Source organism: Pseudomonas sp. MF4836 (assembly GCF_002018875.1).
Taxonomy (GTDB): domain Bacteria; phylum Pseudomonadota; class Gammaproteobacteria; order Pseudomonadales; family Pseudomonadaceae; genus Aquipseudomonas.
In genome coordinates, this window is record NZ_MVOL01000013.1 from 200,131 (window position 1) to 219,164 (window position 19,034).

Genomic DNA, 19,034 nt, shown 5'->3' on the forward strand with positions numbered 1-19,034 from the left:
ATACAATGCGCGCCACCGTGATTCTGCTCAAAAAAGGTGCGTCATGCAGCCCTTCGTAATTGCTCCGTCGATTCTCTCCGCCGATTTCGCCCGCCTGGGTGAGGAAGTGGACAACGTTCTCGCCGCCGGCGCCGACTTCGTGCATTTCGATGTCATGGACAACCACTACGTGCCGAACCTGACGATCGGTCCGATGGTGTGCGCCGCCCTGCGCAAGTACGGCGTTACCGCGCCGATCGATGCGCACCTGATGGTCAGCCCGGTGGATCGCATCATCGGCGACTTCATCGAGGCCGGTGCGACCTACATCACCTTCCACCCGGAAGCCACGCTGCACATCGACCGCTCCCTGCAAATGATCCGCGAAGGCGGTTGCAAGGCGGGCCTGGTGTTCAACCCGGCCACCTCGCTGGATGCGCTCAAGTACGTGATGGACAAGGTCGACATGGTCCTGCTGATGAGCGTCAACCCGGGCTTCGGTGGGCAGAAGTTCATCCCCGGGACCCTCGACAAGCTGCGCGAAGCGCGGGCCTTGATCGATGCGTCCGGACGCGACATCCGCCTGGAGATCGACGGCGGGGTCAACGTCAATAACATCCGTGAAATCGCCGCCGCTGGTGCTGACACCTTTGTGGCCGGCTCGGCGATCTTCAACACGCCGAACTATCAGGAAGTGATCGACAAGATGCGCTCCGAACTGGCGTTGGCTCGTCCATGAGCGGATTTGAGCAGTTGTTCCCCGGGCGCCTGCCACGGCTGGTGATGTTCGACCTCGATGGCACTCTGGTCGATTCGGTGCCAGACCTGGCGGCGGCCGTGGACGACATGCTGCTCAAACTGGGGCGCCCGCCCGCCGGCATCGAGTCGGTGCGCGAGTGGGTCGGCAACGGCGTGCAGATGCTGGTGCGCCGGGCCCTGGCCAACAGCCTGGATCCCGAAGGCGTCGATGACGTCGAAGCCGAACACGCTCTGGAGCTGTTCAATGTGGCCTATGAGGATGGGCATGCGCTGACCGTGGTCTATCCCGGCGCACGGGAAACCCTCAAGTGGCTGCACAAGCAGGGCGTGGAGATGGCGCTCATCACTAACAAGCCGGAGCGTTTTGTCGCGCCGCTGCTGGATCAGATGAAGATCGGCCGGTATTTCCGCTGGATCATCGGCGGCGATACCCTGCCGCAGAAGAAGCCTGACCCGGCGGCGCTGTTTTTCGTGATGAAAATGGCCAGCGTCCCGGCGTCGCAATCGCTGTTTGTCGGGGATTCGCGCAGTGATGTGCTGGCTGCCAAGGCCGCCGGGGTGAAGTGCGTGGCCCTGAGTTACGGCTACAACCATGGCCGGCCGATTGCCGAAGAGTCGCCAGCGCTGGTGATCGACGACCTGCGCCAGCTAATTCCCGGTTGCCTGGATCCTGCCGCTGAGATAACGTTGCCCGACGCTGTTCCATCCCCTCCTGGAAACTCCATCGTGGTGGTCACTCGCAAACTCTGGATGAAAGTCATCAAGGCCCTGGCCCGCTGGCGTTGGCGCGCCTGACTTTTTCTGGCCGGCTTCGCCGGCACGTTTGCATACCTGACTGTTAGACCCTCAAGCCACGAGGCACCTCATGATCCGTGAAGAATTCTTGCGTTTGGCCGCTGCCGGCTACAACCGCATTCCGCTTGCCTGCGAAACCCTGGCCGACTTCGATACGCCGCTGTCGATCTACCTGAAACTGGCCGACCAGCCCAACTCCTATCTGTTGGAGTCGGTGCAGGGCGGCGAGAAGTGGGGGCGCTACTCGATCATTGGCCTGCCGTGCCGCACGGTGTTGCGGGTGCATGACCACCAGGTCAGCGTGACCCACGACGGCGTCGAGATCGAAAGCCTCGAAGTGGCCGACCCGCTGGCCTTTGTCGAAGAATTCAAGGCGCGCTACAACGTGCCGACCATCGCCGGCCTGCCGCGTTTCAACGGCGGCCTGGTGGGGTATTTCGGTTATGACTGTGTGCGCTATGTGGAGCGGCGTCTGGGCAAGTGCCCGAACCCGGATCCGCTGGGGGTGCCGGACATTCTGCTGATGGTCTCCGATGCCGTGGTGGTGTTCGACAACCTGGCAGGCAAGATGCACGCGATCGTGCTGGCCGACCCGGCCCAGGACGATGCCTACGAGAAGGGCCAGGCGCGTCTGCAGGAATTGCTGGCGCAATTGCGCCAGCCGATCACGCCGCGTCGTGGCCTGGACTTCAGCCAGCAACAGGCGGCTGATCCGGTGTTCCGCTCCAGTTTTACCCAGGGCGACTACGAGCGTGCGGTCGACACCATCAAGGAATACATCCTGGCCGGTGACTGCATGCAGGTGGTGCCGTCGCAACGCATGTCCATCGACTTCACGTCGGCGCCGATCGATCTGTATCGCGCGCTGCGCTGCTTCAACCCGACGCCTTATATGTACTTCTTCAATTTCGGCGATTTCCACGTGGTGGGCAGTTCGCCGGAAGTGCTGGTGCGGGTCGAAGACAACCTGATCACCGTGCGACCGATTGCCGGCACCCGCCCGCGTGGCGCCACTGAAGAGGCGGACCTGGCGCTGGAAGAGGACCTGCTGTCTGACGACAAGGAAATCGCCGAGCACCTGATGCTGATCGACCTGGGCCGCAACGACACCGGTCGGGTATCCGAGATCGGTTCGGTGAAGCTCACCGAGAAGATGGTGATCGAGCGCTATTCCAACGTGATGCACATTGTTTCCAACGTCACCGGCCAGTTGAAAGCCGGGCTGACCGCCATGGATGCGCTGCGGGCGATTCTGCCGGCGGGCACCCTGTCCGGGGCGCCGAAGATTCGCGCGATGGAAATCATCGACGAACTGGAGCCGGTCAAGCGTGGCGTCTATGGTGGCGCAGTGGGTTATTTCGCCTGGAACGGCAACATGGACACCGCGATTGCGATTCGCACGGCGGTGATCAAGGACGGCGAACTGCATGTTCAAGCCGGGGGCGGCATTGTCGCCGACTCGGTGCCGGCATTGGAGTGGGAAGAGACGCTGAACAAGCGCCGCGCGATGTTTCGCGCCGTTGCGCTCGCTGCACAATCCCCCGCGTCCGATGCCTGAGGAGCTTTTACTATGTTGCTGATGATCGATAATTACGACTCCTTCACCTATAACGTCGTGCAGTACCTCGGCGAGTTGGGGGCGCAAGTCAAAGTGGTGCGCAACGACGAGCTGACCGTGGCGCAGATTGAAGCGCTCAAGCCTGAGCGGATCGTGGTATCTCCCGGCCCGTGCACGCCGACCGAGGCCGGTGTGTCCATCGAGGCCATCAAGTATTTCGCCGGCAAGCTGCCGATTCTCGGCGTGTGCCTGGGTCACCAGTCCATCGGCCAGGCCTTTGGTGGCGACGTGGTACGGGCCCGGCAAGTGATGCACGGCAAGACCAGCCCGGTGTTCCACAAGGATCAGGGTGTTTTCCGCGGCCTGAACAATCCGCTGACCGTAACCCGCTACCACTCGCTGGTGGTCAAGCGCGAAACCTTGCCCGACTGCCTGGAACTGACTGCCTGGACGCAGCTGGAAGACGGCTCCGTCGACGAGATCATGGGGTTGCGCCACAAGACGCTGAATATCGAGGGTGTGCAATTTCACCCCGAGTCTATTCTCACCGAGCAGGGCCACGAGCTGTTCGCCAATTTTCTTAAACAGAGCGGCGGCACGCGCTAAGGACTTTCCATGGATATCAAGACTGCCCTGAGCCGTATCGTCGGCCATCTGGACCTGAGCACGGACGAAATGCGCGATGTCATGCGCGAAATCATGACCGGTCAATGCACCGATGCGCAGATTGGCGCCTTCATGATGGCCATGCGCATGAAAAGCGAGAGCATCGACGAAATTGTCGGCGCGGTCTCGGTCATGCGTGAGCTGGCAGACAAGGTCGAACTGAAAACCCTCGACGGCGTGGTCGACGTGGTCGGCACTGGCGGCGATGGGGCGAATATCTTCAACGTCTCCACTGCGTCTTCGTTTGTGGTCGCCGCCGCCGGTTGCACCGTGGCCAAGCACGGTAATCGTGCAGTTTCCGGCAAGAGCGGCAGTGCCGACCTGCTGGAAGCGGCCGGGATCTACCTGAACCTGACCCCGGTCCAGGTGGCGCGCTGCATCGATAACGTCGGCATCGGCTTCATGTTCGCCCAGTCGCACCACGGTGCGATGAAGCACGCCGCCGGGCCGCGCCGCGACCTGGGGCTGCGTACCCTGTTCAATATGCTCGGCCCGCTTACGAATCCGGCCGGGGTCAAGCACCAGGTGGTCGGGGTGTTCAGCCAGGCCTTGTGCCGTCCGTTGGCCGAAGTCTTGCAGCGTCTGGGCAGCAAGCATGTGCTGGTGGTGCATTCCCAGGATGGCCTGGATGAGTTCAGCCTGGCCGCGCCGACCTTTGTCGCGGAGTTGAAAAACGATGCCATCACCGAGTATTGGGTCCAGCCCGAAGACTTGGGCATGAAGAGCCAGAGCCTGTTCGGCCTGGTGGTCGAAAGCCCTGCGGCGTCGCTTGAGTTGATCCGCGACGCGCTCGGCCGGCGCAAGACCGAACATGGGCAGAAAGCAGCGGAGATGATCGTGCTCAATGCCGGCGCCGCGCTGTATGCCGCCGACCATGCCAGCAGCCTCAAAGAGGGCGTTGCCCTGGCCCACGATGCGTTGCACACCGGCCTGGCCCGGGAGAAGCTCGAGGAACTGGGTGCCTTTACCGCGGTATTCAAGCAGGAGAATGAGGGATGAGTGTGCCGACGGTTCTGGAAGCGATTCTTGCCCGCAAGGTGCAGGAAGTTGCCGAGCGTAGCGCGCGGGTCAGCCTGGCTGAACTCGAAGGCCTGGCTCGGGCTGCTGATGCACCCCGTGGTTTCGCCAAGGCTCTGCTGGCGCAGGCCAAGCTCAAGCAGCCAGCGGTGATTGCCGAGATCAAGAAAGCCTCGCCGAGCAAGGGCGTGATCCGCGAAAACTTCGTGCCGGCGGATATCGCCAAGAGCTACGAGAAGGGCGGGGCGACCTGTTTGTCGGTGCTGACCGATATCGACTACTTCCAGGGCGCCGATGCCTACCTGCAGCAGGCCCGTGCGGCCTGCAAGCTGCCGGTAATCCGCAAGGACTTCATGATCGATCCGTATCAGATCATTGAGGCCCGGGCCCTGGGCGCCGATTGCGTGTTGCTGATCGTGGCGGCCCTGGACGACGGGAAAATGGCCGAACTGGCCGCCGTCGCCAAAAGCGTGGGCCTGGATGTACTGGTCGAAGTGCACGACGGTGACGAACTGGAGCGCGCGCTGAAGACCCTCGACACGCCCTTGGTCGGCGTCAACAACCGCAACCTGCACACCTTTGACGTCAGCCTGGAAACCACCCTCGACCTGCTGCCGCGTATTCCCCGCGATCGCCTGGTGATCACCGAGAGCGGCATTCTCAACCGTGCCGATGTGGAGCTGATGGAAATCAGTGACGTCTATTCGTTCCTGGTTGGCGAAGCGTTCATGCGCGCCGAAAGCCCGGGCGCGGAGTTGCAGCGTCTGTTCTTCCCGGAGCGTGGCCTGCCGGTGACCGGCTCCACGCTGGATTGAACCTGACCCCATGAAGAAGCCGGCGATGCCGGCTTTTTTATAGCCATCGCCAAGGAAGCTCTACTGCCATGACTCAGCCCGTTGCCTTGACTGTCGAAGCCGGCCTGCAAGCCGAACAGGACCTGCTGGCGCGCATCTGTGCCGGCGATGAAGATTTTGGCCTGCTGTTCTGGCGGCCGAGCGATAAAGCCCTGGTCATGCCCCGTCGTCTGAGTCGACTGGCGGATTTCGAACAGGCTTGCACGGCGGTGGCGGCCACCGGCTGGCCGGTGCTGCTGCGTGAGACCGGCGGCGAACCGGTGCCGCAATCGGCCGCGACGGTGAATATCGCCCTGGTCTATGCGCCGCCGCGCAGCGAAGGGGATCAGAGTCGGATCGAAACCGCCTACCGCCGGCTGTGCCAGCCGATCTGCGACCTGCTGAGCGAGCTGGGCGGTACGCCTTCGCTGGGGGAGGTGGACGGCGCCTTCTGCGATGGACGTTTCAACGTCAATCTGGATGGCCGCAAGCTGGTGGGCACGGCGCAACGCTGGCGCCAGAGCCGGGGCGGGCAGCGCCCGGTGGGGTTGGTGCATGGTGCGCTGCTGCTGGATAACGAGCGTGAGTCGATGGTCGCCGCGGTCAATTGCTTCAATCAGGCCTGTGGCCTGGAGCAGCGCTGCCGCGCCCAGAGTCATATCGCGCTGCATGAAGCCTTTGCCGCTCCTCAGGCCATGGAGCGCCTGGAGACCCTGTATCGGCAGATGCTGGCGCAGGTATTCGCCGCTTAACGGGTGCCGAACACCACCATGGTCTTGCCTTTGACGCTCACCAGGTTGCGCTCTTCGAGGTCCTTGAGCACCCGACCGACCATCTCCCGTGAACAGCCGACTATGCGCCCGATCTCTTGCCGGGTGACCTTGATCTGCATGCCATCGGGGTGAGTCATGGCGTCCGGCTGCTTGCACAACTCCAGCAGGCAGCGGGCAACCCGCCCCGTGACATCGAAGAAGGCCAGGTCGCCGACCTTGCGGGTGGTGTTGCGCAAGCGCTGGGCGATTTGCCCGCTGAGCACGTACAGAATGTCCGGGTCGACCTGGGACAGCTCACGGAACTTGGCGTAGCTGATTTCCGCCACCTCGCACTCGACCTTGGCTCGGACCCATGCGCTGCGTTGTTGCTCGTGTCCGGCCTGCTCGAACAGCCCCAGTTCACCGAAAAAATCCCCGGAGTTGAGGTAGGCGATGATCATTTCCCGCCCGTCATCGTCTTCGATGAGGATGGTGACCGAGCCCTTGATGATGAAGAACAGCGTGTCCGACGCATCGCCCGCGCAAATGATATTGCTCTTGGCCTGATAGCGACGGCGCTGACAGTGCATCAGCAGCTTGTCGAGGTTCTTGATCTTGGGGGTGGGGGCAATAGCAACCATGGTTGTATCCCGAAAAGACTACACGGTGGTGTTTTGGTTTTCTTATGAGGCCTGTTGCCGGGCCATTTCAAGCTGGCGATGCGCCATTGATTTGGCGCCAGCTTAACAGACGGATCTCGCTCAAATTAAGATATTTCCGAGTGACAGCCGCGGGTGCCGATGAATCGTCAGCACGCTGCCGTTTCAGGCCCCTGTGCTAAGCTGGCGACCCTTTTTTAGCAGTGGAGTCTTGGCCATGAAGGCACGCATCCAATGGGCAGGCGAAGCCATGTTCCTCGGTGAATCGGGCAGCGGGCATGTGGTGGTAATGGATGGCCCGCCGGAAGCCGGTGGCCGCAACCTGGGCGTTCGCCCTATGGAAATGCTCCTGCTCGGCGTGGGCGGTTGCAGCAACTTCGATGTGGTCAGCATTCTCAAGAAGTCTCGGCAGGCCGTTGAAAGCTGCGAAGCCTTCCTCGAAGCCGAGCGCGCCACCGAAGACCCCAAGGTGTTTACCAAGATCCACATGCACTTTGTGGTCAAGGGCCGCGGGCTCAAGGAAGCCCAGGTCAAGCGCGCCATCGAGCTGTCGGCCGAAAAGTATTGCTCGGCATCGATCATGCTTGGCGCTGCCGGCGTAGCCATTACTCACGATTACGAAATCGTCGAGCTGGGTTGAATCGACATTCAACTATCATAAAAGCGGCGCAGACTCTGGCGATCACTGGCTGAGGTCTGCATAATGCGCCACTTTTTTCAGGGCAGTGATCGGTTAATCAACAGGTCACGCGCCCGAACAGACAACCAAAATCGCCATCGCGAAGAGGTGTTAACCGTCCTACGCAGCTGCGTCGTTCGCATCTGACGGGCATGCTTGATCACGCGGCCGTGCCGCAATACACAGAGAGTTTTCAAACGGTGAAAAGCAAACTCAAGCTCCATGGGTTCAATAACCTGACAAAGACCTTGAGCTTCAACATCTATGACATCTGCTATGCGGAAACCCCGCAGGACCAGCAGGCCTATGTCGAATACATCAACCAGATGTACGACGCGGAACGCCTGACGCAGATCCTCACGGAAGTTGTCGATATCATTGGTGCCAATATCCTGAACATCGCCCGTCAGGATTACGATCCCCAAGGTGCCAGCGTGACCATTCTGATCTCGGAAGAGCCGGTAACGCCTACCGAGAGCCAGATCGAAGAGTCCCCAGGCCCGTTGCCTGAAATTATCCTGGCCCACCTCGACAAGAGCCACATCACGGTGCACACCTACCCGGAGATCCATCCGGTGGACGGTATTGCAACTTTCCGTGTGGATATCGATGTGTCGACTTGCGGGGTCATTTCACCGCTTAAAGCCCTCAACTTCCTCATTCACCAGTTCGAGTCGGACATCGTGACCGTGGATTACCGCGTGCGGGGTTTCACCCGTGACGTCGAAGGCAAGAAGCACTTCATCGACCACGAGATCAACTCGATCCAGAACTACTTGTCCGAAGACACCCGCGACGGTTACCAGATGACCGATGTGAATGTGTACCAGGAGAATATGTTCCACACCAAGATGCTGCTGAAGAACTTCGAACTGGATAACTACCTGTTCGGCGACGCCACCAGCAACCTGTCCACCGAGCAGCGTGCCCAGGTGACAGAGCGTGTGAAGCACGAAATGCTGGAAATCTTCTACGCGCGCAACATGCCGAGCTGATTTTCAGGCAAAAGAAAGGGCGCTGAGATAGCGCCCTTTTTTGTGCCTGCGATTTACCGCGTCAGATGCGGTAGGTGCTCTTGGTCATGACCTTGGCCAAGAGGCTCATGCCGAACTTTACCGGTGCCGGGAAGCGGAAACCGCCGGCCTCCAGTGCGCTCTGGGCATGGTGTTCTTCGTCGGTGCGCATTTGTTGCAGGATCGCCCGGGACTTTTCGTCCTCGGCCGGCAATTGCTCCAGGTGTTCATTCAAGTGCTTGCACACCTGGTCTTCGGTGGCAGCCACGAAACCCAGGCTGACCTTGTCGCTGATCAAGCCGGCGACCGCGCCGATACCGAACGAAAGGCCGTAGAACAGCGGGTTGAGCACACTGGGGTGGCTGCCCAACTGGCGAATGCGTTGTTCACACCAGGCCAGGTGATCGATTTCCTCTTCGGCGGCGTGCTCCATGGCCTCGCGCACCTGGGGCAACTTGGCGGTCAGGGCCTGGCCCTGATACAGCGCCTGGGCGCAGACCTCGCCGGTATGGTTGATCCGCATCAGGCCCGCGACGTGGCGGGTGTCTTCTTCAGTCATCTGCGCATCGGGCTGCACAATGGCTGGCGAAGGGCGATAAGGCTGGCCACTGAAGGGCAGCAGGGTGCGCATGGCCGTATCGGCTTGCAGCAGCAGACGGTCAATCGGCGAGTAGTGACGTTGGGTAGTCATGCTTACCTCCGGGAAAAATCACGGCGGCCAGTTTACCCCAATCGATGGGACGAAACCTGCGCTGGATCAGCGCACCCTCGCCTGAAACAGGCTGAGAGTGCGCCGCAAAAGGGCCAGATAGAGCGATCAGCCCGGAGGCCAGTTCATCTGGCGCTGGCCAAGTACGTGCATGTGAATGTGATAGACGGTTTGCCCGCCCAGCTCATTGCAGTTCATGACCACACGGAAACCATCTTCACAGCCCAGCTCCTTGGCCAGGCGTTGAGCGGTGAACAGAATGTGGCCGGCCAGAGCCTTGTCGTCCTCGGTGAGGTCGTTGAGGGTGCGCACCGGTTTCTTCGGGATCACCAGAAAGTGCACTGGCGCTTGCGGAGCAATGTCGTGGAAGGCCAGGACCTGGTCGTCCTCGTAAATGATCTTCGCGGGTATTTCTCTGTTGATGATCTTGGTGAACAGAGTATCCACAGCTGTTTCTCCATTGGGTGGGTCCGGGCTGAGTGTACTCAGGCGACCTGCGTGCGCCCAGCCATTTACGTGATGCCTAGCGCGGGCAATAGGCCCTGTTGGCGTAGCCGACCAGCTTGCGCGTCAGCCATCGTGAGCCCAGGCGGCTGCTGAATGCCATCCAGCGGTTCAGGCGGCCGGGAATGATGATCGCGCGATTCTTTTCCATGGCGCGCACGGCATAGAGTGCAACTTCCTCGGGGCTCATCAGCAATTTGCTGGCTTGCAGCTTTTCAGCGTTCAGTTGGGCGGTGCGAAAGAACGCGGTGCGTGTCGGGCCGGGGCAGAGCACCGAAACCTTGACCGCGCAGTTTTTCAACTCTTCGCGCAAGCCTTCGGAAAAGTGCAGGACGTAAGCCTTGCTCGCGTAGTAGGTGCTCATCCAGGGGCCGGGATAAAAGGCGGCAACTGAAGCGACATTAAGAATCTGCCCGCCGCCCAGCAAGGCCATGCTGTTGCCCAGGGCATGGCACAGGCGGGTCAGGGCCAGGATGTTGACTTCAATCAGGTCCTGTTCGGTCATCCAGTCCTGTGCCAGGAATGGGCCGCTGGTACCCATGCCGGCGCAATTGACCAGCAGATCGATCTGCCGATCGCCTTCTTCGAGTTCCAGCAGAAAGCCCGAGAGACGCAGTGGCTCGCCCAGGTCGCACGCGCGAAACAGCACCTCTACGCCAAAGCGCTGGGTCAGTTCAAGGGCGATACTTTCCAACTGATCACGCTGACGGGCCACCAGAATCAGGTTGCGCCCGCGCCGGGCCAGTGCTTCCGCCAAGGCCAGGCCTATGCCGCTGGAAGCGCCAGTGATCAGAGCGTAACGGGTCATGCAGTTCTCCATCGCAACGGCCAATGGCCCGCGACAGAGAGGTCGCAGGCTCAGGTACGTTTATTCTTCTTCATAGTTTACAGCGGGTGAGGCCGCTTCGGCCGCGTCTTCATCGCCGGTTGTGTTCTGGCTTTCGCTGTAGCTGGAGCTGCTTTCGCTGTACTCACTGAGCGAACTCAGGCCGCCTGCCACGCCGGCAACGATGATCAGGGCGATCAACGCCACCCACATCCACGCCAATGCTTTTACGGCTGTGGTGTTTGGCGGTGGTGGCGGGCCGTAACGGTTGGCGATGTTGCTGCCGGGGCTGACGACCAGGACCAGTGGGAAGAAGCTGCCCACGATGGGCACAAAGTTGATCAGCCAGAGCCAGCCGGACCAGCCCAGGTCATGCAGACGCTGAACACTGATCTGGATGCTGACCACCACGAAGGCCACGAACAGCACAATCGCGACCAGGGCACCAAACCCCATGGCCAACCCTGAAGACTCCGCGGACATCAGGCTGGCAAAGCCGATCAGGGCGCCGATCCCGACCACCACCATCATCGCCACGGTCAGTACCAGGGTCCAGGCCAGGTAGCGCAGGCGGCCGATACGGCCCTGGATGCTGAAGACCTTGAGCTCGGAAAACTCTGGCAGCACTTCACCCACGGTGGCCCGGGGTGGGGCGTAGGGCGATTCAGGATTGCTGGCCGCGATCGGGGCCGCGACGGGGGGCGTGTGTTCGACGTGCGCGAGGTTCAGGTCCAGGGCTTGTTCAGCCTCAATGCGCGCGGCGATCCCGGTGTTGTGCAGGGCTTCGAGGTAGCGGTCGGCATCGGCTTGGGACAGTTCGCGCTTGAGTACCACCGGCTGGCCGCCGAACAGGGGTTCGATTGCGGCAATGTCGCTCTTGAACAGCTCGGCGAGCTTTTGCTGAGCGCTGTTTTTTTCGACACCGGGTAACAGGGCGCCATCGAAAACAATCTTGAAGCGGGGTTCGCTCATAGGGGCATCCTTGTCATCTGAAATGAAGGCTTACATAAAGGTCAGCAGTTTAAGGCCAGCTACCCGTGGCTGGCTAACAAACCTCAGACATTTCAGCGTGGCCAACGTTTCGGCAGTTGGCTCGCCTGCTCAAGCGCCTGGCGGTACTCGGCATCCAGGCGTGCAATCAATTGGTCGACACTGGGCAGATCGTGGATCTCGCCTACCCCTTGACCCGCAGACCACACGGTTTTCCAGGCTTTGGCCTCGTCGCTGACGGGTTTGAGCTTGGAGCCGAAGTTGACCTCGCCCTTGCCTTGCAGGGCGGCGAGGTCGAAACCTGCATTCTCCAGGCTCTGACGCATAAAGCTGGCGGGAACCCCGGACACTGCGGCGGTGTGCACAATATCGGCGGCTCGGGAGCTCAGCAGCATCTCTTTATAGGCATCCGGGGCGTGGCTTTCCGTGGTGCCGATGAAACGGGTGCCGAAGTAAGCCAGGTCCGCGCCTAGCAACTGTGCGGCGAGCACCTCGTGGCCGTGGTTCAGGCAACCAGCGAGCAACAGGGTCTTGTCGAAGAACTGGCGGATCTCCGCGATCAGCGAGAAGGGACTCCAGGTGCCGGCGTGGCCCCCCGCGCCGGCGGCCACTGCAATCAGTCCGTCGACCCCGGCCTCGGCTGCCTTCTCCGCATGGCGACGCGTGGTGACGTCATGGAACACCAGGCCACCATAGCTGTGCACCGCGTCGACCAATTCCTTCACGGCGCCCAGGCTGGTAATGACGATCGGCACCTTGTGCTCGATGCAAATCTCCAGGTCGGCCTGCAATCTCGGGTTGCTGTTATGCACGATCAGGTTGACGGCATAGGGCGCGGGATTTTCCAGTGTCGCCAGCCCCGCTTCGATTTCCTCGAGCCAGGCCTTGAACCCGCTGCTTTCACGCTGGTTCAGCGCCGGAAAGCTGCCGACCACGCCATTACGGCAGCAAGCCAGGACCAATTGCGGGTTGGAAATCAGGAACATGGGCGCCACGACCACAGGCAGGCGCAGGCGTTGTTCGAGCAGAGCAGGCAGCGACATTGGAAGTACCCCGGTTAATGACGTCTGTAGAGGTTAGAACGGTCGTACAACAACCAAAATTACAATAGCCAGCAATATCAGAACGGGTACTTCATTGAACCAGCGATAAAAGACATGGCTGCGGGTGTTTTCGCCACGGGCAAAACGTTTCACTTGCGCGCCGCACATGTGGTGGTAGCCGATCAGGATCACCACCAGGGTCAACTTGGCGTGCATCCAGCCACCCTGGCCGAAGTAGGCGCTGGGGTTGAGGCTCAGCAGCCAGATGCCGAACACCAGGGTCGCGACCATCGCCGGGCCCATGATCCCGCGATACAGCTTGCGCTCCATGAGGCTGAAGCGCTCCTTGCTCACGGTGTCCTCGCTTTGGGCGTGGTAGACAAACAGTCGTGGCAGATAGAACAGGCCGGCAAACCAGCAGACCACACTGACGATATGAAAAGCTTTGAGCCATAGATAAAGCATTTTTAGTTATTCCCAGGTTCACGGTAGGCGAGATAGTAGAGGGTAGAGCGTCCGCACGTCACCTTGACGGTTGTCGCAGGGCAGGGCGCGCCCTATCATCGACGGCTTTCCAGTGGGTTCGTTGAGGGCAGGTATATGGTCAAGGTCGGTATCGTCGGCGGCACGGGTTACACCGGTGTCGAATTGCTGCGTCTATTGGCACAGCACCCGCAGGCGCAAGTGGAAGTCATTACTTCGCGATCCGAGGCCGGGCTGGCTGTAGCCGATCTGTACCCCAACCTGCGAGGCCACTATGACGGCCTGGAATTCAGCGTGCCGGATATCAACACCCTGGGCGCCTGCGACGTAGTGTTTTTCGCGACGCCCCATGGCGTAGCCCACGCGCTGGCCGGTGAGTTGCTGGCGGCCGGGACCAAGGTCATCGATCTGTCGGCCGATTTCCGTCTGCAGGATGCCGAGGAGTGGGCCAAGTGGTACGGCCAGCCCCACGGTGCGCCCGAGTTGCTGGGCGAAGCGGTCTACGGACTGCCGGAAGTCAATCGCGAGCAGATCAGGAACGCCCGCCTGATTGCCGTACCAGGTTGCTATCCGACGGCGACCCAGCTGGGTTTCCTGCCGTTGCTGGAAGCCGGCCTTGCCGATAGCTCCCGCCTGATTGCCGACTGCAAATCCGGGGTCAGCGGTGCCGGTCGCGGCGCCAGCGTTGGTTCCCTGTATTCAGAAACCTCGGAAAGCATGAAAGCCTACGCCGTCAAAGGCCATCGCCACCTGCCGGAAATTCGCCAGGGCCTGCGCCGGTCAGCAGGCCAGGATGTGGGCCTGACGTTTGTCCCGCACCTGACGCCGATGATTCGCGGCATTCACTCCACGCTTTATGCAACCGTGGTCGACAGGTCGGTCGATTTGCAGGCACTGTTCGAAAAGCGCTATGCCAACGAGCCTTTCGTGGATGTGATGCCCGCGGGCAGCCACCCGGAAACGCGCAGTGTGCGCGGCGCCAACGTCTGCCGGATTGCCGTGCATCGGCCGCAGGACGGCGACCTGGTGGTGGTGTTGTCGGTGATCGATAACCTGGTCAAGGGCGCATCTGGCCAGGCAGTGCAGAACCTCAACATCATGTTCGGTCTGGATGAGCGTTTGGGCCTGTCCCACGCCGGCATGTTGCCGTAACTGCACAGGGCATCCAAGCGGTCGGCTTGTAGCTTCAGGCTTGCCGCTGCTCCGCTAATAGTTGACCGCTTTTCTAGGAGAAGCGGATAATGCCCGTCATCACGCATTATGGCGGCGTAACGCCGGGAGATAGTCAGCATGAGCGTCGAATCCTTCACCCCCACGGCTTTGCAATTCACCCACGGTGCTGCGCACAAGGTGAAGAGCCTGGTCGATGAAGAGGGTAATGATCGCTTGAAGCTGCGCGTATTCGTTACGGGCGGCGGTTGTTCAGGGTTTCAATACGGTTTCACTTTCGATGAGGAAGTGGCCGATGACGACACCATCGTCGAGCGCGAAGGTGTGAGTCTGGTGGTTGATCCGATGAGTTTCCAATACCTGGCGGGTGCCGAGGTGGATTACCAGGAAGGTCTGGAGGGCTCGCGTTTCGTGATCAAGAACCCGAATGCCAGCACCACCTGTGGTTGCGGTTCATCGTTCTCGATCTGATCCGATTTAAGGTTTTACTCAACGCCGCATAGCTTCAAGGCCTTGCGGCGTTTTGCTGTCTGGCGATCAGGCCGGGTAGATCGCGCCCAGTACTCGCAGGCCATGGGCGCCAGTGACGCTCGGTCGGTTGGCGGCAATACCCTCAAGACAGCAATGAGCCAGCCAGGCGAAAGCCATGGCCTCGACCCAATCCGGGTCCACGCCATGGGTCGCGGTACTGGCCACCTTGCTGTGAGGGAGCAACTGGGCCAGGCGGTTCATCAGGGCGGAGTTATGAGCGCCGCCGCCGCAGACCAGCAGCTCCTGGGTGGCCGGCTGGGCGGCTTGCAGTGACTCGGCGATGGTCAGCGCGGTGAGTTCGAGCAGGGTTGCTTGCACGTTTTCCGGCGCAAAGGCTGGCAATGTGGCGAGATGCTGTTGCAACCATGGCAGATTGAACACTTCGCGGCCGGTGCTTTTTGGGCCCTGGGTGGCAAAGAAAGGATCGCTCAATAGCGTCTTCAGCAAGCTGGCTTCGACGTTACCGCTGGCAGCCCATCTGCCGTCCCGATCAAAGTTATCCCCACGCTGGGAGTGGATCCACGCATCCAGCAGCACGTTGCCTGGGCCGCAGTCGAATCCGGCCACCGGCTTGTCGCGTTCTATAAGGCTCAGGTTGCTGAAGCCGCCCACATTCAGCACCGCACGCTGGCCGGCGCGCTGCTCGAACAGTGCTTCGTGAAAGGCCGGGACTAGCGGGGCGCCTTGCCCGCCTGCAGCCACGTCGCGGCTACGAAAGTCGCTGACTACGGTGATCCCGGTCAGCTCTGTCAGCAGCGCCGGGTTACCGATCTGCACCGTAAACCCCCGAGCGGGTTCGTGGCGAATGGTTTGCCCATGGCTGCCAATCGCTCGAATGCTGTCGGGTTTCAATTGCTGCTTTTCGAGAAGACTGTGAATGCCCTGTGCGGCCAGCCGGACCCAGTGTTGTTGGGCGATGGCTGAACGGGCAATCTCATCGGGGCCGCTGGCGCACAAAGCCAAGAGCTCGGCGCGCAGGGATTCAGGCATGGGGATGTAATGGGTGGCGAGCAGTTTGATCGCCGGGCTCTGTTCAATCAGTGCGATGTCCAGGCCATCAAGGCTAGTTCCGGACATCACACCTATATAGAGCACCATGGCTTAGCGTTTGCTCGAGGCCAGCATGGTGGCCCGTTCCTGATCCATGCGCGCCATCAGCGGCTGGCTCTGTTGCAGGAAGCGCGCGCGTTCTGCTTTTGCAATTGGGTCGGCCATTGGCAGCTTCTGGCCCAGCGGGTCGACGTGGACACCGTTGACCTGGAACTCATAGTGCAGGTGCGGGCCAGTGGATAGACCGGTAGTACCGATATAGCCAATGATTTGGCCCTGCTTGACGTTTCCGCCGGTCTGCACACCCTTGGCGAAACCTTGCATGTGGCCGTACAGCGTGCGGTACGTATTGCCGTGCTGGATGATCACCGTATTGCCGTAGCCGCCGCGGCGACCGGCCAGCAATACCTTGCCATCACCTGCGGCCTTGATTGGTGTACCGCGTGGTGCCGCGTAATCAACGCCCTTGTGAGCGCGGATCTTGTTCAGGATCGGATGCTTGCGCCCCATGGAAAAGCGCGAGCTGATGCGTGCGAAGTCCACTGGGGTGCGGATGAACGCTTTGCGCATGCTATTGCCATCAGCGGTGTAGTAGCTGCTGGTGCCTTGCTTGTTGGTGTAGCGCACTGCGGTGTAGGTCTTGCCGCGGTTGGTGAAACGAGCAGAAAGAATGTTGCCGGTACCGACCGTCTTGCCATTGATCACTTTCTGCTCATAGATCACGTCGAATTCGTCGCCCTGGCGAATGTCCTGGGCAAAGTCGATGTCGTAGCCAAACACGTTGGCCATGTCCATGGTCATGTTGTGGGACAGGCCTGCGCGCGCCGCGGACTGGGACAGCGAGCTGTTGATCACGCCATGTACATAAGCCGAGCGCACAACCGGTTTGGTGATGACGCGATTGAAGGCATAACCCTTGGGACCTTTGGTCAGGGTGATGCTTTCGAGGTCACTGACTTTGCTGTGCAGGTTGTTCAACTGGCCGTCTGGGCTCAGTTCGAACTCCAGTTTCTGACCGTGCTTGAGTTGGGTGAATTGCTTGGCCTGTTTGTCGCTGGCCAGCAGTTCATGCACCGATGAGGTGGGCAGGCCTACCTTTTCGAACAGCGTGGAAAGCGTATCGCCTTTGCTAACGATGACTTCTCTATGGCCCGGCGCCTTCGGCTCTTCTGCCGCGACTGGAGCGGGCTCGGCCTCAGCGGTTTGCGCGGTGTCTTCAGCGGTGTTTTCAATCTGTGCAAAAGGCGAAGCGACGGCTTCATTTGTGGCTTGGACGGCGTCGGCAGCGTCTTGATCTTGTGTCAGTTGTTCTGCTGGACTTTCCAGGTCAAGACTCAGGGTTGTTCGTTTGGCTTCTACATCACTGGAAGGGAATACCAGGAGAGCCAGGCTGAGGAGGGCGGCGATACCACTTGCTGCGAGCAGGTGGGTCTTCGGATAAAGCGGCGGCGCTTTAGACGGTTCTGTGGTCATAGGTAATTTGACTTTGAAAAGATGAATTGGAAAAGATGAATGACATGATGAAGATGAAATAACTGTATAAAATATAACCAAATCATCTGTGACGCAAGCTCGCGGACACTCTGCTCGTGCAATGGCCTCCGCGCGCGGGGCAAAACTTGTAATTAGTCCGTGATCTTGTATGGTTGGTTCCCTTTGAATCTGAGCCTTACGGGTCTGTTATGAAGTCGGTTGAAGAGCAGCTAGCGCTGATCAAACGTGGTGCGGAAGAAGTATTGGTCGAGTCCGAGCTGATCGAGAAGCTCAAGCGCGGTCAGCCGCTGCGTATTAAAGCTGGCTTCGATCCGACTGCGCCGGATTTGCACTTGGGTCATACCGTGCTTATTAATAAGCTGCGTCAGTTCCAGGATCTGGGTCACCAGGTGATCTTCCTGATTGGCGACTTCACCGGCATGATCGGCGATCCGAGTGGCAAGAGCGCAACGCGTCCTCCTTTGACCCGTGAGCAGGTTCTCGATAACGCCGAGACTTATAAAAGTCAGGTCTTCAAGATTCTAGATCCGGCCAAAACCGAAGTGGCTTTCAACTCCACATGGATGGACAAGATGGGGCCGGCGGATTTCATTCGCCTGACTTCTCAGTACACCGTAGCTCGCATGCTTGAGCGCGATGACTTCGACAAGCGCTACTCGACCAATCAACCCATTGCGATTCACGAGTTTCTCTACCCGCTGGTTCAGGGGTATGACTCGGTGGCATTGCGTGCCGACGTCGAACTGGGCGGTACCGATCAGAAGTTCAATCTGCTGATGGGGCGTGAGCTGCAGCGTGGTTATGGTCAGGAGGCTCAGTGCATCCTGACCATGCCGTTGCTCGAGGGGCTGGATGGCGTCAAGAAGATGTCCAAGTCGCTGGGTAACTATGTCGGTATCCAGGAAGCGCCGGGTGTTATGTACAGCAAGCTGGTCTCCATTCCAGATGCGCTGATGTGGCGTTACTTTGAGCTGCTCAGCTTCCGCACGATGGAAGAGATCCTTTCCTTTAAGGCGGACGTTGAAGCGGGCGCTAATCCTCGGGATATCAAGATCAAACTGGCGGAAGAGATCGTTGCGCGCTTCCATGGCGAAGAGGCTGCGGTGAGCGCTCATCGCGGCGCGGGCAATCGCATGAAGGATGGCGAGCTGCCGGATGATCTGCCAGAGGTCGAACTGGTTGCAGCCGAGGATATGCCGATCGCGGCTGTCCTTAATAAGGCGGGCCTGGTGAAGAACTCTGCTGTGGCGCGGGATCTTCTCGGCTCGGGTGGCGTGCGTATAGATGGTGAGGTGGTTGATCGCACCTTTATATATAAGCTGGGCGCGACTCATGTTTGCCAAGCCGGCAAGAAGGCATTTGCACGAATTACCCTCAAATCTGAATAAAGCTGAAAATAGGGGTTGACGGCAGATTCTGGAAGTCTATAATTCGCCCCACTTCCGGCGCAGTCGAAACGGAAAACTCCTTGGTAAACAAAGAGTTACGCGGTTTTCGACAGCGAGCTGCTTCAGATCATCGAAG

At 60.0% G+C, this 19,034-nt stretch carries 21 protein-coding genes; 12 read left to right on the top strand and 9 right to left on the bottom strand.

What is annotated here, in order from left to right; all coding sequences use genetic code 11:
• The first annotated feature begins 43 nt into the window (after positions 1 to 43).
• From rpe to MF4836_RS27040, 7 genes are all read left to right on the top strand, one after another.
• On the top strand, positions 44 to 718 hold the full coding sequence (gene rpe / locus MF4836_RS27010) for a ribulose-phosphate 3-epimerase (RefSeq protein WP_078472890.1): 675 nt from the start codon (positions 44 to 46) through the stop codon (positions 716 to 718).
• The gene (locus tag MF4836_RS27015) at positions 715 to 1,533 is read left to right on the top strand and encodes a phosphoglycolate phosphatase (RefSeq protein ID WP_078472891.1); all 819 of its coding nucleotides are present in this window, start codon (positions 715 to 717) and stop codon (positions 1,531 to 1,533) included. Before rpe ends, MF4836_RS27015 begins: the two co-directional genes overlap by 4 nt.
• A gap of 70 nt (positions 1,534 to 1,603) precedes the next feature.
• On the top strand, positions 1,604 to 3,091 hold the full coding sequence (gene trpE, locus MF4836_RS27020) for an anthranilate synthase component I (RefSeq protein ID WP_078472892.1): 1,488 nt from the start codon (positions 1,604 to 1,606) through the stop codon (positions 3,089 to 3,091).
• Positions 3,092 to 3,103: 12 nt separating this feature from the next.
• Positions 3,104 to 3,697 (top strand): aminodeoxychorismate/anthranilate synthase component II, encoded by a 594-nt coding sequence (locus MF4836_RS27025; protein ID WP_020295487.1) that lies wholly within the window; start codon positions 3,104 to 3,106, stop codon positions 3,695 to 3,697.
• Between the two features lie 9 nt (positions 3,698 to 3,706).
• Positions 3,707 to 4,756: an anthranilate phosphoribosyltransferase gene (trpD, locus tag MF4836_RS27030; RefSeq protein WP_020295488.1), complete on the top strand. Its 1,050-nt coding sequence runs from the start codon at positions 3,707 to 3,709 to the stop codon at positions 4,754 to 4,756.
• Positions 4,753 to 5,589: an indole-3-glycerol phosphate synthase TrpC gene (gene trpC, locus MF4836_RS27035; RefSeq protein ID WP_078472893.1), complete on the top strand. Its 837-nt coding sequence runs from the start codon at positions 4,753 to 4,755 to the stop codon at positions 5,587 to 5,589. Before trpD ends, trpC begins: the two co-directional genes overlap by 4 nt.
• A gap of 68 nt (positions 5,590 to 5,657) precedes the next feature.
• Positions 5,658 to 6,359, top strand: coding sequence for a lipoate--protein ligase family protein (locus MF4836_RS27040; RefSeq protein WP_078472894.1), 702 nt, complete (start codon positions 5,658 to 5,660; stop codon positions 6,357 to 6,359).
• Here the strand turns inward: MF4836_RS27040 and crp are convergent.
• Entirely contained in the window at positions 6,356 to 7,000 is a 645-nt protein-coding gene (gene crp, locus MF4836_RS27045) for a cAMP-activated global transcriptional regulator CRP (RefSeq protein ID WP_020295491.1), read from the bottom strand. The two genes, MF4836_RS27040 and crp, sit on opposite strands and share 4 nt — an antisense overlap.
• 235 nt (positions 7,001 to 7,235) lie before the next feature.
• Here crp and MF4836_RS27050 point away from each other — a divergent pair, with 235 nt between their 5' ends.
• Both MF4836_RS27050 and speD read left to right on the top strand, forming a co-directional pair.
• Positions 7,236 to 7,658, top strand: coding sequence for an OsmC family protein (locus MF4836_RS27050; RefSeq protein ID WP_020295492.1), 423 nt, complete (start codon positions 7,236 to 7,238; stop codon positions 7,656 to 7,658).
• Between the two features lie 239 nt (positions 7,659 to 7,897).
• On the top strand, positions 7,898 to 8,692 hold the full coding sequence (gene speD / locus MF4836_RS27055) for an adenosylmethionine decarboxylase (RefSeq protein WP_020295493.1): 795 nt from the start codon (positions 7,898 to 7,900) through the stop codon (positions 8,690 to 8,692).
• Between the two features lie 61 nt (positions 8,693 to 8,753).
• Here the strand turns inward: speD and coq7 are convergent, their stop codons facing one another.
• The 6 genes from coq7 to hemJ all read right to left on the bottom strand — a co-directional run bounded on the left by coq7 (position 8,754) and on the right by hemJ (position 13,247).
• Positions 8,754 to 9,401: a 2-polyprenyl-3-methyl-6-methoxy-1,4-benzoquinone monooxygenase gene (gene coq7, locus MF4836_RS27060; RefSeq protein ID WP_078472895.1), complete on the bottom strand. Its 648-nt coding sequence runs from the start codon at positions 9,399 to 9,401 to the stop codon at positions 8,754 to 8,756.
• A 126-nt stretch (positions 9,402 to 9,527) separates the two neighbouring features.
• Positions 9,528 to 9,866 (bottom strand): histidine triad nucleotide-binding protein, encoded by a 339-nt coding sequence (locus MF4836_RS27065; protein WP_020295495.1) that lies wholly within the window; start codon positions 9,864 to 9,866, stop codon positions 9,528 to 9,530.
• Between the two features lie 76 nt (positions 9,867 to 9,942).
• Positions 9,943 to 10,731 carry an SDR family NAD(P)-dependent oxidoreductase gene (locus MF4836_RS27070; protein WP_020295496.1) on the bottom strand — a complete coding sequence of 263 codons (789 nt, stop codon included), beginning with the start codon at positions 10,729 to 10,731 and terminating at the stop codon, positions 9,943 to 9,945.
• A gap of 60 nt (positions 10,732 to 10,791) precedes the next feature.
• Positions 10,792 to 11,721 carry a DUF805 domain-containing protein gene (locus tag MF4836_RS27075; RefSeq protein ID WP_078472896.1) on the bottom strand — a complete coding sequence of 310 codons (930 nt, stop codon included), beginning with the start codon at positions 11,719 to 11,721 and terminating at the stop codon, positions 10,792 to 10,794.
• A 92-nt stretch (positions 11,722 to 11,813) separates the two neighbouring features.
• Positions 11,814 to 12,782, bottom strand: a complete 969-nt coding sequence (locus tag MF4836_RS27080) for an NAD(P)H-dependent flavin oxidoreductase (protein ID WP_078472897.1) — start codon at positions 12,780 to 12,782, stop codon at positions 11,814 to 11,816.
• 33 nt (positions 12,783 to 12,815) lie between these two features.
• Positions 12,816 to 13,247 carry a protoporphyrinogen oxidase HemJ gene (hemJ, locus tag MF4836_RS27085; RefSeq protein WP_078472898.1) on the bottom strand — a complete coding sequence of 144 codons (432 nt, stop codon included), beginning with the start codon at positions 13,245 to 13,247 and terminating at the stop codon, positions 12,816 to 12,818.
• Between the two features lie 135 nt (positions 13,248 to 13,382).
• On the opposite strand from hemJ, the gene argC reads away from it, so the two are divergent.
• Together argC and erpA are read left to right on the top strand one after the other, a co-directional pair.
• Positions 13,383 to 14,417: an N-acetyl-gamma-glutamyl-phosphate reductase gene (gene argC / locus MF4836_RS27090; protein ID WP_078472899.1), complete on the top strand. Its 1,035-nt coding sequence runs from the start codon at positions 13,383 to 13,385 to the stop codon at positions 14,415 to 14,417.
• Between the two features lie 138 nt (positions 14,418 to 14,555).
• Positions 14,556 to 14,906: an iron-sulfur cluster insertion protein ErpA gene (gene erpA, locus MF4836_RS27095; protein WP_007947969.1), complete on the top strand. Its 351-nt coding sequence runs from the start codon at positions 14,556 to 14,558 to the stop codon at positions 14,904 to 14,906.
• Positions 14,907 to 14,972: 66 nt separating this feature from the next.
• Here the strand turns inward: erpA and MF4836_RS27100 are convergent, their stop codons facing one another.
• Entirely contained in the window at positions 14,973 to 16,064 is a 1,092-nt protein-coding gene (locus MF4836_RS27100) for an anhydro-N-acetylmuramic acid kinase (protein WP_078472900.1), read from the bottom strand.
• 3 nt (positions 16,065 to 16,067) lie between these two features.
• Positions 16,068 to 17,489, bottom strand: a complete 1,422-nt coding sequence (locus tag MF4836_RS27105) for a peptidoglycan DD-metalloendopeptidase family protein (RefSeq protein ID WP_078472901.1) — start codon at positions 17,487 to 17,489, stop codon at positions 16,068 to 16,070.
• Between the two features lie 209 nt (positions 17,490 to 17,698).
• Between MF4836_RS27105 and tyrS the strand changes: the two genes are divergently transcribed.
• Entirely contained in the window at positions 17,699 to 18,898 is a 1,200-nt protein-coding gene (gene tyrS / locus MF4836_RS27110) for a tyrosine--tRNA ligase (protein ID WP_078472902.1), read from the top strand.
• The last annotated feature ends 136 nt before the right edge of the window (positions 18,899 to 19,034 follow it).